Annotated in this window: 10 protein-coding genes and 1 pseudogene; 7 read left to right on the top strand and 4 right to left on the bottom strand. The window is 37.9% G+C overall.

What is annotated here, in order from left to right; translation table 11 throughout:
• Window positions 1-642: 642 nt before the first annotated feature.
• Window positions 643-1,431, top strand: a complete 789-nt coding sequence (locus ACFIJ7_RS04960) for an ATP12 family chaperone protein (RefSeq protein WP_375635872.1) — start codon at window positions 643-645, stop codon at window positions 1,429-1,431.
• Between the two features lie 34 nt (window positions 1,432-1,465).
• Here ACFIJ7_RS04960 and ACFIJ7_RS04955 read toward each other — a convergent pair whose 3' ends face one another.
• The 4 genes from ACFIJ7_RS04955 to uvrA all read right to left on the bottom strand — a co-directional run bounded on the left by ACFIJ7_RS04955 (window position 1,466) and on the right by uvrA (window position 7,918).
• Complete coding sequence (locus tag ACFIJ7_RS04955; RefSeq protein ID WP_375635873.1) at window positions 1,466-2,011, bottom strand: hypothetical protein; 546 nt, start codon at window positions 2,009-2,011, stop codon at window positions 1,466-1,468.
• Between the two features lie 155 nt (window positions 2,012-2,166).
• Window positions 2,167-3,576, bottom strand: coding sequence for a type I glutamate--ammonia ligase (gene glnA, locus ACFIJ7_RS04950; RefSeq protein ID WP_015856529.1), 1,410 nt, complete (start codon window positions 3,574-3,576; stop codon window positions 2,167-2,169).
• A 59-nt stretch (window positions 3,577-3,635) separates the two neighbouring features.
• A complete protein-coding gene (locus tag ACFIJ7_RS04945; RefSeq protein ID WP_015856528.1) occupies window positions 3,636-3,974 on the bottom strand; it encodes a P-II family nitrogen regulator in 339 nt (112 codons plus the stop codon).
• Window positions 3,975-5,002: 1,028 nt separating this feature from the next.
• Entirely contained in the window at window positions 5,003-7,918 is a 2,916-nt protein-coding gene (gene uvrA, locus ACFIJ7_RS04940) for an excinuclease ABC subunit UvrA (RefSeq protein WP_375635874.1), read from the bottom strand.
• Window positions 7,919-8,250: 332 nt separating this feature from the next.
• On the opposite strand from uvrA, the gene ssb reads away from it, so the two are divergent.
• The 6 genes and pseudogenes from ssb to tgt all read left to right on the top strand — a co-directional run bounded on the left by ssb (window position 8,251) and on the right by tgt (window position 15,992).
• Window positions 8,251-8,757 (top strand): single-stranded DNA-binding protein, encoded by a 507-nt coding sequence (gene ssb / locus ACFIJ7_RS04935; protein ID WP_375633841.1) that lies wholly within the window; start codon window positions 8,251-8,253, stop codon window positions 8,755-8,757.
• A 228-nt stretch (window positions 8,758-8,985) separates the two neighbouring features.
• The gene (gene gyrA / locus ACFIJ7_RS04930) at window positions 8,986-11,769 is read left to right on the top strand and encodes a DNA gyrase subunit A (protein WP_375644745.1); all 2,784 of its coding nucleotides are present in this window, start codon (window positions 8,986-8,988) and stop codon (window positions 11,767-11,769) included.
• Between the two features lie 24 nt (window positions 11,770-11,793).
• Window positions 11,794-12,313 (top strand): annotated as a pseudogene (coaD, locus tag ACFIJ7_RS04925) (pantetheine-phosphate adenylyltransferase).
• Window positions 12,303-12,896, top strand: coding sequence for a peptidylprolyl isomerase (locus ACFIJ7_RS04920; RefSeq protein ID WP_375635876.1), 594 nt, complete (start codon window positions 12,303-12,305; stop codon window positions 12,894-12,896). The pseudogene coaD and the gene ACFIJ7_RS04920 overlap by 11 nt, the downstream one beginning before the upstream one ends.
• An 18-nt stretch (window positions 12,897-12,914) precedes the next feature.
• Window positions 12,915-13,427, top strand: a complete 513-nt coding sequence (locus ACFIJ7_RS04915; RefSeq protein ID WP_375635877.1) for a peptidylprolyl isomerase — start codon at window positions 12,915-12,917, stop codon at window positions 13,425-13,427.
• A 1,446-nt stretch (window positions 13,428-14,873) separates the two neighbouring features.
• Window positions 14,874-15,992, top strand: coding sequence for a tRNA guanosine(34) transglycosylase Tgt (gene tgt, locus ACFIJ7_RS04910; protein WP_375644744.1), 1,119 nt, complete (start codon window positions 14,874-14,876; stop codon window positions 15,990-15,992).
• Window positions 15,993-16,231 lie beyond the last annotated feature (239 nt).

The raw sequence follows: 16,231 nt of genomic DNA, 5'->3' as shown, positions 1-16,231 counted from the left end.
TAAGAATATATTTAATATAGTGCAATATGTGAAGTATATCAATAAAAATAAGTTAAATAATTTAGTGATTTACAAAATATATGTATATGTGAAAGAAAATTGTGATATAATTTAGCCTTATCATTATCCTATTATGCCATAAAACATCGTCGTTTAGGATAGTAATTGAGCAGGAAAAATTCTATGCAGGGTATTTATTGGATATGTTAGAGAATTATTGGAATGGTTAAGCGAAGGTGAATGACACGTAAACCGTACTGCTCTATCATTTTTTTGATGATGAACTTTTTTGTTTTAATATTTTGCAAAAATTGTTTTTGAAGCTGTCCGTATCGATAACATTATTGTAGGTGGATAATGAGAAAAGTGGTAAAGCGTGAACACTTTTACAATCAAATTCAATATATTCAGCTTTTTAATTAAGATAATATTTTAAAAATTATTCTATAGTCATGACTGTATTGAATATATGAAAAGATATTATCATTGTCTTGTTTGTAAAAGAAACATGAAATATAACTCTTAAATCAGATTGGGATTGGCAAGGTCTTTTTCCTTCTTTGAGGCATGGGAAGGTCGGATTAAATTTTATTAAAGTATATAAAACATTCGTTTTCTTGAAAAGATCAGAGGTAAACAAATATGCGTGAGATTTTGGATCATTTTGATATGCCATTGAATAAGAATAAAAAGAGTTCTGTTCAAAAGATTCAAAATCTTTCATGTCAGCCGCACCCAAAACGATTTTATAGACAAGTGAAGATTGCTTGTGAGGAAGGGAGTTTTACTATCTTATTAGATGAACGTCCCGTTAAAACGCCTGCAAGGCGTCGTTTTCATGTGCCAACAGAAGTGTTTGCTGAATACGTTGCTCAAGAATTTGAGAGCCAAAAGCACGTTGTTGATCCTGTAAAAATGCCGATGACGCGTTTGGTTAATACTGTTATTGATGGTATTGCTGATGATATGCAGGTTGTTTTTGAAGATTTATTGCGTTTCGTTGCGTGTGATATGATCTTTTATCGTGCACAGACACCTAAAGAGCTGGTGCAAAAACAATCTGAACAATGGGATCCTTTATTAGATTGGGCAGAAAAAAAACTGGGTTCAAGGTTTTATTTGACAGAAGGGCTGATGCATGTGGAACAATCACCAGAAGCACTTCAAGCTGTGAGTTATTATTTACGTAGCGTTGAGTCTCCTTATATGCTTGCTGCACTTCATATGATGACAACCTTAACGGGATCTGCTCTCATTGCTCTTGCTGTTGCTGCGGGAAATATTGATGCTGATCATGCTTGGTCTATTGCTCATTTAGATGAAGATTGGATGATGGAACAATGGGGAATAGATAAAGAAACAATGGTGCGTCGTGCTCATAAAAAAGTTGAATTTAAGGCTGCGGCTACAATTGTTACAACTTGCTTATAGGGGTAAATCTTTTATTTACGTGCATTCTTTTCGCTCAGAGTATTTTTGTGACTTTTTGAGGATTGATTTTTACTTTTTCAAGTCCAGGAAATAGTTCATTGGTTATGTTTAAGAGCGTTTCGTCATTACCGCGGATAAAATACCATTGGTTATCGTGAAGTAGGGCAATAATTTCAGTGTGAATAGAGCACTTTTTTCCAGCATTTGTTGTGGTTACAAGTTCCACGGGTATAACAAAATAAGGGGTGCCATTATCAAGTGTACCTTCACGTTTTTGTTTTTGGTCAATGTTGATCGTTTCAATCTTGTAACTTTCTGCCAACCGTTCTATTTGGCTTTTCATGATTTGTCGAAATTGTGATTGACTAAGATTTTTTTTGGCGGTTAAACGGTTGATGATTTGGGGAGGAATAGCATTTAAGATGGCATTTGCATCGGCATTTTTAAGTGCTTTACTATAAGCGGATGTCGCTTTTTCAAGGGCAGTGAGTTTTTGATTGGTTATTGTATATGCTTGAGTTGTTGATGTGATAAAGACAATGCATAAAAGAAGGGGAACGAGAAAACAAATTCGCGGCATTAGAAACCTTGTTAATTCATTTGAAGAGATTCAACACATTATAAAGGAAAAGCAGATGAGCAAAAAGCCTCTTGCGCTTTTGCATGAGAAGAATATCCACAAAAATGGAGGCTTTTGCCTCCATTTTAAAAATCAAAAGAATGCGTATTGATTGTTTAAACAGAATAGTACATGTCAAATTCAACAGGATGGGGTGTTGTTTCGTAGCGCAAGACTTCTTGCATCTTTACTTGAATGAAGGAATTAATCTGATCATCATCAAAAACGTCGCCAGCTTTAAGAAAGCCACGATCTTTGTCAAGTGCTTCAAGCGCTTCACGCAGACTTCCTGAAACAGTAGGGATTTCTTTGAGTTCTTTTAAGGGAAGATCATAAAGATCTTTATCCATAGCATGTCCGGGATGAATTTTGTTTTTGATGCCATCAAGACCAGCCATTAAAAGTGCTGCAAATGCCAAATAGGGATTTGCTGTTGGGTCTGGAAAACGAACTTCTACGCGTTTTGAATTTGGTGAGGAGCTCATTGGGATACGGCAAGATGCAGAACGATTACGTGCTGAATAGGCAAGAAGAACAGGGGCTTCATAACCAGGAACCAAACGTTTATAGGAGTTTGTGGATGGGTTGGTAAAAGCATTGATTGCTTTTGCGTGCTTAATAACACCACCGATAAAAAATAAACAGGTTTCTGATAGTCCGGCATATTCATTTCCTGCAAAAATGGGTTTGCCATCTTTCCAAATGGAGATGTGAACATGCATTCCAGAGCCGTTATCACCAAAAACTGGTTTTGGCATGAAGGTTGCTGTTTTCCCATAACTGTTTGCTATTTGATGTACAACATATTTAAAAATTTGCATCTTGTCAGCCTCGCGAACGAGTGTATCAAAACGAATACCCAATTCATGTTGGCCTGCTGCTACTTCGTGATGGTGTTTTTCGACCTGTACGCCCATATCTTTGAGTGCTGTGAGCATTTCAGAACGCATATCTTGGCAGGAATCAATCGGCGGAACAGGAAGGTAGCCCCCCTTTATTCGTGGGCGATGTCCTAGATTGCCTGTTTCATATTCCGTATCATCATTGGAGGGAAGTTCACTTGAATCGAGTTTAAACCCTGTATTGTAAGGATCCGTTTTATAGCGCACATCATCAAAGATAAAAAACTCTGCTTCTGGACCTACATTGATTGTATCTCCAATGCCTAAAGATTTCATATAAACCTCAGCCCTTTTGGCAATAGAACGAGGATCTCTACGATAAAATTCACCAGAGACAGGATCAAGTACATTACAAAATATGACCAAAGTAGATTGAGCAAAAAAAGGATCAATATGTGCTGTTTCTGGATCTGGCATTAAAACCATGTCAGATTCATTAATTGTTTTCCAACCAGCAATTGAAGAACCATCAAACATGACACCATCACTAAAAGTATCTTCGCTGATCTCTGCGATATCCATTGTAATGTGATGCAATTTTCCTCGTGGATCAGTAAAACGTAAATCAACAAAACGGATTTCGTTGTCTGTAATCTGTTTGATAATATCTGATGCGGTTGTCATATTCAATTTCCTTAATATGGCGTTGAGATAGATAAAAAAGTGAATTTTCTCGTTATTTATTAAAGGGCATCGATACCGGTTTCGTCCGTGCCTATACGAATGGCATCATCAATGGAAAAGACAAATATCTTTCCATCTCCTATATGTTTTGTTTGAGCTGCTTTACGTATTGCATCAACAGTTTGTTCTAGTTTTTCATCGGACACAACAATTTCAATCTTTACTTTAGGTAGAAAGTCAACAACATATTTCGTGCCACGATAAAGTTCTGTATGTTCCCTTTGACGACCAAAACCTTTCGCTTCTGTTACTGTAATACCATGTAACCCAATTTTTTGAAGCGCTTCTTTCACTTCATCAAGTTTGAAAGGTTTTATAATGGCTTCAATTTTTTTCATGCTGAAATTATCTCCAACGTTATTTTGTCTTTTTAGACTGCATCACATTATATTGACAACTGTAAGATGTCCAACAGATACTTTGTGCACAAAAAGTCGAAAATAATGACACTCTATACTCTTTTAGGAGAGTTTCTTTTGTAGAATAAAGTCAAATACTGTTTTTTTGGAAAAAATCTTACAATTCTTGTACAAGAATTAAAATAATATAATAAAAAAGTTTTGTTTCTTTTTTGTTAGATAATACGTTGACTTATAATGATAATTCGACGTTTTCTACACTGAATGAGAAACTCTAATAGCGTAAGATTTTCTCATTTTAGATCTTTTTATCGTCAATCAATCAAAACGATGCCTTTGTATATCATGAATAGTACGAGTGTGTGGATAAAAATATTTGAAAAAAATAAAATGCTTTTTATGAAAGCTTTCGATAACTAAAGGTTTTACAATATTAGGGAGTAGGGGAAGACAAATATTGGAAAAGATGGTGGTGTACAATAATGGATTTCTCATTATAGCATTAGGTGCCGTCGTGAAATGGGCTTGAGAGCGTTGAGAAATATTTCTTTAAAACAGATGTGTGAATTGGCAACGCAAATATATTTTGTTTGGGGCGTTTTGTCTCTTCGTGAGGAATGTGATTCCATTAAGGAACGCGATAAACAAAAGCGTGAAGCAATGGGCACTCTTTATTATAAGATACTGCTGCGGATGCCTTTGAAAATCGTAAAGATAAATTAAAAGGAGATGTAAAGATAGGAACTTAATTTATCCCCTTAAAACTTCGTATTCTTTCCAAATTGGGCTGTTTGGCCGTTTCAGATATAAAAAAACAGAGAATAAATACGCAATTATGCGCGCGTTCCTATGGGCAATACGAAAACTGAAACAGCTTATAAAGCGCTAACTTGTTTCAGTCTTTGCTTTAAACATGTTGCACCACTGGAATTTAGGTGTTGGTGTTTACAGGTAACAATAAAAGTACAGGCTTTGTTCGTATGCTGTATTTACAATGGAAAGCGTTTTTAAGAATTGGAATTATAGAGAGAGGGGCGCAGTAAAACATCTTTTAGAAATTTTCCAGTATAGGAAGCGGGAACCTTAATGATGTCTTCAGGGCGTCCAATTGCAACAATTTCGCCACCACGATCTCCACCTTCTGGTCCTAAATCAATAATCCAGTCGGCTGTCTTTATAACATCAAGGTTATGTTCAATGACTATAACTGTGTTGCCTTGCTCGACTAGTTCATGCAGCACTTCAAGAAGTTTGGAAATATCGTGAAAATGTAAACCTGTTGTTGGTTCATCCAAAATATAGAGTGTACGTCCTGTTGTTTTACGTGAAAGTTCTTTCGCAAGTTTCACACGTTGTGCTTCCCCACCAGAAAGTGTGGTTGCTTGCTGTCCTACTTTTATGTAACCTAATCCTACTTTAATGAGAGTTTCCATTTTATTATGAATAGCGGGAATAGCTTGGAAAAATTCCTCTGCCTTTTCAATTGTCATATCCAAAATATCGGCTATAGACTGTCCTTTGAATTTTATTTCTAGTGTTTCTCGATTATAGCGTTTTCCTTTACAGACATCGCAAGTAACATAGACATCGGGTAAAAAGTGCATTTCAATTTTTATGACTCCATCACCTTGACATGCTTCGCAACGTCCTCCTTTAACATTAAATGAAAAACGCCCAGCTTTATAACCACGGGCTTTTGATTCTGGAAGATCGGCAAACCACTCACGAATCGGTGTAAAAGCGCCTGTATAGGTTGCGGGATTAGAGCGTGGGGTGCGTCCAATGGGGGACTGGTTGATATCAATGACTTTATCAAGAAATTCTAATCCTTCAATTTTGTCATAGCTGGCAGGGCTGTGATGAGAGCCCATGATATGATGTGAAGCTGCTTTGAAAAGCGTTTCAATAAGAAATGTTGATTTTCCTCCTCCAGAAACACCGGTTACGCATGTGAAGGTTCCAAGAGGGATGTTCGCATTGATATTTTTGAGGTTATTTCCCTTGGCGCCGATGATTTTAAGTGTTTTCATTTTTGATATTTTGCGTCGCTCAGCGGGTATTTTAACAGCCATTTTTCCTGAAAGGTATTGCCCTGTGAGAGAGGCTGAATTTTCTATAATTTCCTGTGGTGTCCCTTGCGCTATGATTTCTCCACCATGAACGCCCGCGGCAGGGCCCATATCGACAACATAATCTGCTGTGAGAATAGCATCTTCATCATGTTCAACAACAATAACTGTATTGCCAAGATTGCGTAAATGACGCAGCATTTCCAAAAGGCGTTCATTATCGCGTTGGTGTAAACCGATAGATGGTTCATCTAAAATATAAAGAACGCCTGTAAGACCAGAACCAATTTGGGATGCTAACCGAATGCGTTGGCTTTCTCCACCTGAAAGCGTTCCTGAATTTCGAGACAAGGTAAGATATTCCAATCCTACATGATTTAAAAAAGCTAAGCGTTCGCGAATTTCTTTTAAAATACGTATGGCGATATTACGTTGTTTTTCTGTGAGATATTGATGAATATTGGCAAACCAATCATCTGCCTTTAGAATAGAAAGATCTGATATTTGCCCAATATGCATTCCGTGGATTTTTACAGCAAGTGCCTCTGGTTTTAAACGATAACCATGACAAGCTGGGCAAGGCGAAGAAGACATATAACGTTCGATTTCTTCTCGAGACCAAGCAGAATCGGTTTCTTTCCAGCGTCTCTCCATATTGGGGATGATTCCTTCAAAAGGTTGGGTCGTTTTATGCGAACCAGAATTATTTTTATAGATAAAAGAAATTTCATCTTTTTTTGTACCGTAGAGAATAGCCTGTTGTGCTTCATTAGAGAGTTCACACCATTGATCTGTGAGTTTGAAACCGTAAGCTTTTCCTAATGCTTCTAAGGTTTGTCTATAATAAAGTGAATCCGATTTAGCCCAAGGAGCAATAGCTCCATTCTTTAGGGTAAGATTTTTATTTGGCACAATTTTTAGTGGATCCACTGCCTTTTTGATACCCAATCCATCGCAGAGAGGACAGGCCCCAAAAGGATTATTGAACGAAAAAAGGCGAGGTTCAATTTCAGGAATAGAAAAACCAGATATAGGGCAGGAAAACTTTTCTGAGAAAATGAGCCGTTTGTGTGTATCATTTTTTGATTTATGAGCAGATTCTTTTGTCGTTTCTTTTTGTGTCAAAGGTTGGTCTGCCATTTCAGCTATGGCAAGTCCATTTGCTAGTTGTAAACAGGTTTCTATACTATCAGCCAAGCGAGAGGTGATATCCTTTTGTACAACAATGCGGTCTACCACGACATCTATGTCATGTTTATACTTTTTATCAAGAGGTGGAATGTCAGGGATTTCATAAAATTCGCCATCAACTTTAGCTCGTTGAAATCCTCTTTTTAAAAGTTCTATTAGCTCTTTTTTATATTCTCCCTTTCGTCCTCGCACCAAGGGTGCCATAATAAAAATTCGTGTTCCTTCTGGTAAGGACATAATTTGATCCACCATTTGGCTTACGGTCTGGCTTTCAATAGGAAGTCCTGTCGCTGGAGAATGAGGAATACCAATACGTGCAAAGAGAAGACGCATGTAGTCGTGGATTTCAGTAACGGTACCTACCGTTGAACGAGGATTGCGACTGGTTGTTTTTTGTTCAATGGAGATAGCTGGAGAGAGACCGTCTATGCGGTCTACATCGGGTTTTTGCATGACTTCCAAAAATTGGCGTGCATAGGCTGAAAGGCTTTCGACATAGCGGCGTTGTCCTTCAGCGTAAATTGTATCAAAAGCTAAGGATGATTTTCCTGATCCGGAAAGTCCTGTTATAACAATAAGTTTGTCACGAGGCAGATCGAGATCAATATTTTTAAGGTTATGCTCACGTGCACCGCGAATGGAGATATATTTTTGATAAGTCATATTTTATCCTTGGCATATGTGACAAAAACTGAGCGCCTAAAATGGAATAAAACTGTTTTTTAGAATTACAATGTGTTTAACTGCTTTAATGTTAAAGGAAGGTATAAGTTTTGTGAAAAGAAAAATACAAATAAGCAGCTTTTTATTCTCTCGTGGTGGAATAAACTATGCGTCTTTATCATCTTTTGTTATAATTACACGGATACAATATTGGGAAAGGATAGCAATATCCATATTGAAGGTCAATTGCAGACATGTAAATTGAAGGTCGAGATGGTTATAACTGTTATAAAACAGAGTATTTTACGAATTAAAATTTTGGAGTTTATGCGATGGCTGGTAGCCTTAATAAAGTTATTTTGATTGGTAATCTTGGTGCGGATCCTGAAATCCGCCGTTTGAATTCTGGTGACCAAGTGGCAAATTTGCGTATTGCTACTTCAGAAAGTTGGCGTGATCGGAATACAAATGAGCGAAAAGAACGCACTGAGTGGCATAATATTGTTATTTTTAATGAAAACCTTGTCAAAGTTGCAGAGCAATATTTAAAAAAAGGCAGCAAAATTTACATTGAGGGGCAGTTACAGACACGAAAATGGCAAGATCAAAATGGAAATGACCGTTATACAACAGAGGTTGTTTTGCAAAAGTACCGTGGCGAATTACAAATGCTTGATGGGCGGGGAGCCGCGGGCGGGGAGCAAGGAGCAAGTCAAGGGGGGAGTTATAGTGGTGGCTTTGCCGATAGTAACTCAAATCAGAGAAATACGTTTGGTCAAAATAATAATCAATTGGGAGAAAATTTTTCACACAAATTAGATGATGACGTACCTTTTTAAGAGTCTTTATTTGTCGTATTATGATTACTTTATGATTTGTTTGTTTCAGATTTTTGAAGTTTAGCGAAGTGAAAATTGTTGATTATTATTGGTAATTTTAACATAAATTAATAACATATTGAAAAATATTGTTAAATTTCTTTTTTGTCATGGGGGAGAAATTAGCATTTTGGTGTATTTTTCGATATAAATAAAGTGAAATGATTCTTTTTTGAAAGTTTTAAAATTGTGACCGATCTTACTCCACACCCAGAACGTGATGTGCTAACCGGTATTGAACCAATCAGTATTATTGATGAAATGCAACGCTCCTATCTCGATTATGCGATGAGCGTGATTGTTTCACGTGCACTCCCTGATGTTCGTGATGGTCTTAAGCCTGTTCATCGACGTATCCTTCATGCTATGAATGAGATGGGGCTTTCTTTCAATAAGTCATATCGTAAATCTGCTGGTGTTGTTGGTGAGGTTATGGGGAAATTCCATCCCCATGGTGATGCTTCAATTTATGATGCTTTAGTGCGTATGGCGCAGGACTTTTCTTTAAGAAATCCATTGATTGATGGTCAAGGAAATTTTGGTTCCGTTGATGGTGATCCACCCGCGGCCATGCGCTATACTGAGTGTCGTTTAGAAAAAGTTTCAGAAGAACTTTTAGCTGATATCGATAAAGATACTGTTGATTTTCAGGATAATTACGATGGGCGTGAGCGTGAACCGGTTGTCTTACCAGCGCGTTTTCCCAATCTTTTGGTTAATGGGTCAGGGGGGATTGCTGTGGGAATGGCGACCAATATTCCTCCCCATAATCTTGGTGAAATCGTTGATGGTTGTATCGCTTTGATTGACAATCCCGATATCACACTCGATAAAATAATTGAAATTATTCCTGGTCCGGATTTTCCTACAGGAGGCATTATCCTCGGCCATTCTGGTGTTCGTGCAGCTTATGAAACAGGGCGTGGCTCAATCATTATGCGTGCTAAAGTTGAGATCGAAGAAATTCGCAGTGGTCGACAAGCAATTATTGTGAGTGAGATCCCTTATCAAGTTAATAAGGCAACGATGATTGAGAAAATGGCCGAATTGGTGCGCGATAAACGCATTGAGGGAATCTCTGATTTGCGTGACGAATCTGATCGTGATGGGTATCGGGTTGTTATTGAGCTAAAGAAAGATGTCGTTGCGGAAGTTGTTTTAAACCAATTATATCGGTATACGCCGCTACAAACTTCCTTTGGTTGTAATATGGTTGCTTTGAATGGGGGAAAACCCGAACAGATGACGTTGCTTGATATGCTTCGTGCATTTGTTTCATTTCGGGAAGAAGTTGTCAGTCGGCGAACAAAATATCTTTTGCGTAAAGCGCGTGAGCGAGCACATGTTTTGGTTGGTCTTGCCCTTGCTGTTGCCAATATTGATGAAATTATAGCACTTATTCGCAAAGCTCCTGATCCGCAGACAGCACGTGCACAGTTAATGGAGCGACGCTGGCCAGCAATGGATGTCGCGCCTTTGATTAAACTTATTGATGATCCTCGTCATATTATTCATGAGGATGGTACTTATAATCTCTCTGAAGAACAGGCGCGTGCTATTTTAGAATTGCGTTTGCAACGATTGACAGCCCTTGGGCGTGATGAAATCGCTGATGAATTGAATAAAATTGGCGTGGATATCGCTGACTATCTTGATATCTTGGCATCACGCGTACGCATTATGTGTATTGTTAAGAATGAGTTGAGTGCTCTTCGTGAGGAATTTGCAACGCCGCGACGTACCGTATTTGGTTTTGGTAGCGCTGAGATGGAGAGTGAAGATCTGATCGCACCAGAGGATATGGTGGTAACGGTGAGTCATAGTGGCTATATTAAACGTGTGCCTCTTAATACCTATCGTGCACAGCGACGTGGTGGTAAGGGGCGTTCTGGTATGTCCACGAAGGATGAGGATTTTGTAACGCGATTGTTTGTTGCCAATACGCATACTCCGGTTCTTTTCTTTTCATCACGTGGGATTGTTTATAAGGAAAAAGTTTGGCGATTGCCGCTGGGGACACCCCAATCGCGTGGGCGGGCTTTGATCAATATGCTTCCCTTACAACAAGATGAGCGTATTACAACGATTATGCCTTTGCCTGAAGATGAAGCGAGCTGGAGTGCATTGGATGTTATGTTTGCGACGACACGTGGAACTGTGCGTCGTAATAAATTATCAGATTTCATTCAAGTTAATCGTAATGGTAAAATTGCAATGAAACTTGATGAAGAAGATGAAATTCTTTCTGTTGAAACCTGTACAGAACATGATGATGTTGTTCTAACAACAGCTAATGGACAATGTATCCGTTTTCCAGTTGTTGATGTTCGTGTCTTTGCTGGGCGTAATTCTGTGGGAGTTCGTGGTATCAATTTAGCTAAAGGCGATAAAGTCATTTCGATGACAATTTTGGAGCATGTCGAGGCGACGTCCATTGAGCGTTCTGCTTATATTAAACGTGTAATGAATGAACGGCGTGCTTCTGGTGCAGATGCTGATGTTGAAGATATTGTAACTCTTGATGAGGAAGATGGGGGTGCTGAAACAGAGTTAACAGATGAACGTTATACAGAACTTCATGCACGTGAACAAATGCTTTTGACGGTGAGTGAGTTTGGTTATGGTAAACGCTCTTCGTCCTATGAGTTCCGGATTTCCGGACGTGGCGGAAAAGGGATTCGTGCAACGGATCCATCTAAAACAGCTGAAATTGGTAAATTAGTAGCGGCTTTTCCGGTGAAGGCGCAAGATCAAATTATGTTGGTATCAGATGGAGGACAGCTTATTCGTGTTCCTGTTGAGGGAATTCGTACTGCTGGGCGCTCAACTAAGGGAGTCACAATTTTTAATACAGCCAAAGGTGAAAGAGTCGTATCGGTTGAACGTATTTCTGAACCTGAAGATGATACGAGTTCATTAGATGATGAAGGTGAGAAGCATTCTGATACAGTTGATATGAGCGAAGAAAAATAATTTTGAAGAGGATGGAGTAAAATCATGAAAATTGCTCTTTACGCAGGTTCTTTTGATCCTCTTACAAATGGTCATCTTGATGTTTTGAAAGGGTGTTTTGTGTTAGCTGATAAGGTGGTCGTCGCTATAGGGATACAGGCTGACAAAAAAACACTCTTTAGCTTTGAAGAGCGTGTTGATTTCATTACGCAGGTAGGGAAAGACTTTTTTGGTGCGGATTCTAATCGATTGCAGGTTCTTTCCTTTAGCAACCTTCTAATTGAGAAGGCGCGTGAAGTTGGTGCTTCATTTCTCATTCGTGGATTGCGTGATGGTACTGATCTTGATTATGAAATGCAAATGGCAGGGATGAATGGCGTTATGGCTCCTGAATTGCAAACTGTTTTTTTGCCGGCAAGCGTTTCTGGGCGTGCAATAACTTCTACATTGGTACGCCAAATTGCCTCTATGGGAGGTGATGTAACACCATTTGTACCGCCCAATATTGCACAAGCTTTGAGCTCGAAATTCCAATCTTTTAGGGGAGAATAATTGTGTCTCGTAGAATTTTTGCTGTTTTGTTATGTGTGTTTTGTTTTTTTTCATTGTCCGCTGTCGCCGGTAATTCTAGTCCAGCGAGTGATGCAAGCCTTCTTGTTTTATCTCTCAAAGATGGTGATGTCATTATTCGTCTGCGTCCTGATTTGGCGCCAAAACATGTTGCGCAAATTAAAAGATTAACAGAAGAGGGGGCCTATAATAATGTTGTATTTCATCGCGTTATTCCTAATTTCATGGCACAAACTGGTGATGTAAAGTTTGGAAAAAAAGGCAGTAGAGATTTTGATCTGAAACGCGTTGGTATGGGTGGCTCAAATTATCCCAATATACCGGCAGAGTTTTCAAAGCAGCCGTTTAAGCGTGGTACTGTTGGGATGGCACGGTCACAAGATCCGGATTCCGCGAATTCTCAATTCTTCATTTGTTTTGATGATGCTGCTTTTTTAAATGGTCAGTATACGGTTGTTGGAGAGGTTATAAAGGGGATGGATGTTGTTGATAAAATAAAAAAAGGTACGACAAGCAATAATGGATCTGTAAAAAATCCTGATGTTATTAATGCTGCTACTTTACAAGTTGAGAAATGAATCAAAGGAGCTTTCCATATGGCTGAGAATAAAAATCCAGAGAATACTTTAATTCTTGAAACAACAAAGGGTAGAGTTGTTATTGATCTTTTGGCTGATTTAGCGCCTTGTCATGTTGCACGTATTAAAGAACTGGTACGTGAAGGTGCTTATGATAATGTTATTTTCCATCGCGTTATTGATGGTTTTATGGCGCAAACTGGGGATGTGCAATTTGGAAAGAAGGATAGTGAAAAATTCAATTTATCACGTGCGGGTATGGGGGGGGCAGAAAAACCAAATTTAACAGCAGAGTTTTCAAATCTTTCTCATAAGCGTGGTACAGTTTCTATGGCACGTAGTCAGAATCCAAATTCTGCTAATTCTCAGTTTTTTATTTGTTTTGCAGATGCTCCGTGGCTTGATCGTCAATATTCCATATGGGGACAGGTTGTTGAAGGTATGGAAAATGTTGATAAAATTAAACGTGGTGAACCTGTTGCAGATCCAGATTCAATTACCAAAGCCGTTATTGCTGCGGATGCAAAATAGTGTAAATTATACTGATTTCAATTGTAAGTTTCTAAGAAAAAATACTCTTTTCTGATCAATAAAGGCACACAAAACTTTTTTGTAGTATCACGCTTACCTTTTATAATTTCGAGCTAAGAATTGTCCATATATTTCCTTCAATCGGATCTTCCTGAAGAGTATAATGCAAAGGATTTGTACAAACACCTGTCAGAATAAGAAAACGCAAAGTCTGTTGTGTTATGGTTGTTGTTTGGAAAAGTGTTTTATAAAAAATTCGGCATTTCTCTTCAATTCATTGTCGGTCTATTAATGGTTTTATGATGTTACTTTCCTGAGAGAGCGTGTGCTTTTGTTGCTGCTTGTAAATCAACATCCAATCCTAATGTAGCAGCATGTTTGAAACACATATTAATACGGATAAGAGCCTTACTAGCTGCTCCAGTTTTCCTAGCAAGGTAGGAAAACAGCTTTTATATTATATATCATTGGTGTAATCTTTAAAACAAGAAGACAGTTTAATCTTAGAAGAATATAAAGGCGCAGAGGTGAAACAAATGGCTAGTCTTGCCATCTCCTTTTTAATTCAGCTTTACTTTTTTAAAAAGTATCTAAAGCAATATCATTTAAATAATGAAGGTTATGCATAGCCTTACGCTTTTATTTTTCTCGCTTTTTAATAGAGGAACGTTCCAAACGGAATATACTTATGTTGCATATTTACGTGTTTTTTAAGAAGCATTTCTCAGTGCATATCAACATTCACTTCCACAATGACGTTTATGGCGTTTATAGTTTTAAAGCTATAATAGTATAAATCTATTATGCACTACCATCTTTAAAGCTTGTGAAGGAGCAAGAGCGGGTACCATCATACGCTTTTTCAGCCTCTAATGTTACGATAGAGTTTTTGGTATTTGAGAATCTTTACAAAAAGCATTTTTAGTTTTTTTAAGTGTTTTTATTACACGTTAATTTTTTTTGTGAATTATCTCAATATTGTGAGGGGATAAATGATTATGCTCATTTGCGCTTTTATTAAGCGTGAGGATCGCCGTGCCCAGTAGATGAAAAATTTTTATCTGTAAAAGTAAAGAATATTGTAAGCTGTACAATGCGTTCAGATTTTTCTTCTATGCGTACAAAGTTACTGCTTATGGAAGTATGTGAAGATGAGATTATTGTGATAATAATTTTGCAGTTCTATTAAGGATTTAGTGCGTTAAGCGTAGGTATTTTGAGGTATGATATTATAAAGATTTTACTATTTTTCTGGAGCTAGATTATCACTTTATTATGGTGATTTCTTAACAAGAAATGTTCTTTTATCTCGTTTAATTTTTTATGCTGGTTACAATATTGAGCGAATCAAAAATTAATTCATAAAGCTTATGACAATGCTCGTAAGGGGATACCTTTTTTCTTTCTATAGAGATATGCATTGATGGAATCAAAAAGACGAGAGTTATGATAAAGACATTTCATTATAGAAAAATTGCTCAAGATGGGTATGCACGTCGAGGCGAAATTATAACGGGGCGAGGATGTGTTCGTACACCCGCATTTATGCCTGTTGGAACGGCGGGAACCGTTAAGGCTATGTATATGGATCAGATACGTGATCTTGGTGCAGATATCATTTTAGGGAATACTTATCATTTAATGTTACGTCCAGGAGCTGAACGTGTTGCGCGTTTGGGAGGATTACATGAATTTTCACGCTGGAGTGGACCTATTTTAACCGATTCTGGTGGCTTTCAGGTTATGTCATTGGCGGGAATCCGTAAAATTACTGAACAAGGTGTGATTTTTCGCTCTTACATTAATGGAGCTTACTATGAAATGAGTCCAGAGCGTTCTATCGAAATTCAAGAACTTCTTGGTGCGGATATCCAGATGCAGTTAGATCAATGTATTGCATTACCTGCAACTGAAAAAGAAATGGAAGAAGCTATGGAACTTTCATTGCGGTGGGCGCAGCGTTGTAAAACAGCTTTTGGAGATCAGCCAGATAAAGCATTATTTGGGATTGTTCAAGGTGGTGATAATATGAAACTGCGTGAACGTTCTGCTCAAGCATTAAAAGAAATGGATTTAAAAGGTTACGCTATTGGAGGGCTTGCTGTTGGTGAGCCGCAGAGTGTTATGACAGCAGTATTGGATACTACTTGTCCGATTTTACCAGAGGATAAACCACGCTATCTTATGGGAGTAGGAACACCTGATGATATTTTACAAAGTGTTGCTCGTGGTGTTGATATGTTTGATTGTGTTATGCCGACGCGTGCAGGACGTCATGGTTTAGCTTTTACCCGCTTTGGTAGAATTAATTTGCGTAATGCGCGTTATGCAGAAGATCCACATCCTCTTGATTCGCAGTCACTTTGTCCAGCAGCACATGATTATAGTTGTGCTTATTTGCATCATTTGATCAAATCTGGTGAATCTCTTGGGGGTATGTTGTTGACTTGGAATAATCTTTTTTATTATCAACAACTGATGCAGGGAATTCGTGATGCCATTGAAGAAGGCTGTTATGCTGATTTTTGCGCTGAAACTCGTACGCTATGGGCACAAGGACGCTAAAATATTAATCGTAATATAACGTTTCATTTTTTTATTGAATTTATTCTTGCACTTACAAATTTAGCTAAAAATATGAAATTAGAAACACCTTCCAAAATTATAAATTCCACTATCCTAAGATATAGCAGTGCGGTTTTATAGGGCATATATTCTTTTTCTAATTACTATATAAAACAGAAACTGTTACTCCGGTACGCGCTACCTGATCCGGAGAAAAACAGTTTATTTCTGTTTCTGAT

This window comes from Bartonella sp. MR100HLJHH (assembly GCF_042194215.1).
Classification (GTDB): domain Bacteria; phylum Pseudomonadota; class Alphaproteobacteria; order Rhizobiales; family Rhizobiaceae; genus Bartonella; species Bartonella grahamii.
The sequence above is the reverse complement of the archived record's forward strand: the minus strand, read 5'-3'. Positions and strand labels throughout refer to the sequence as shown.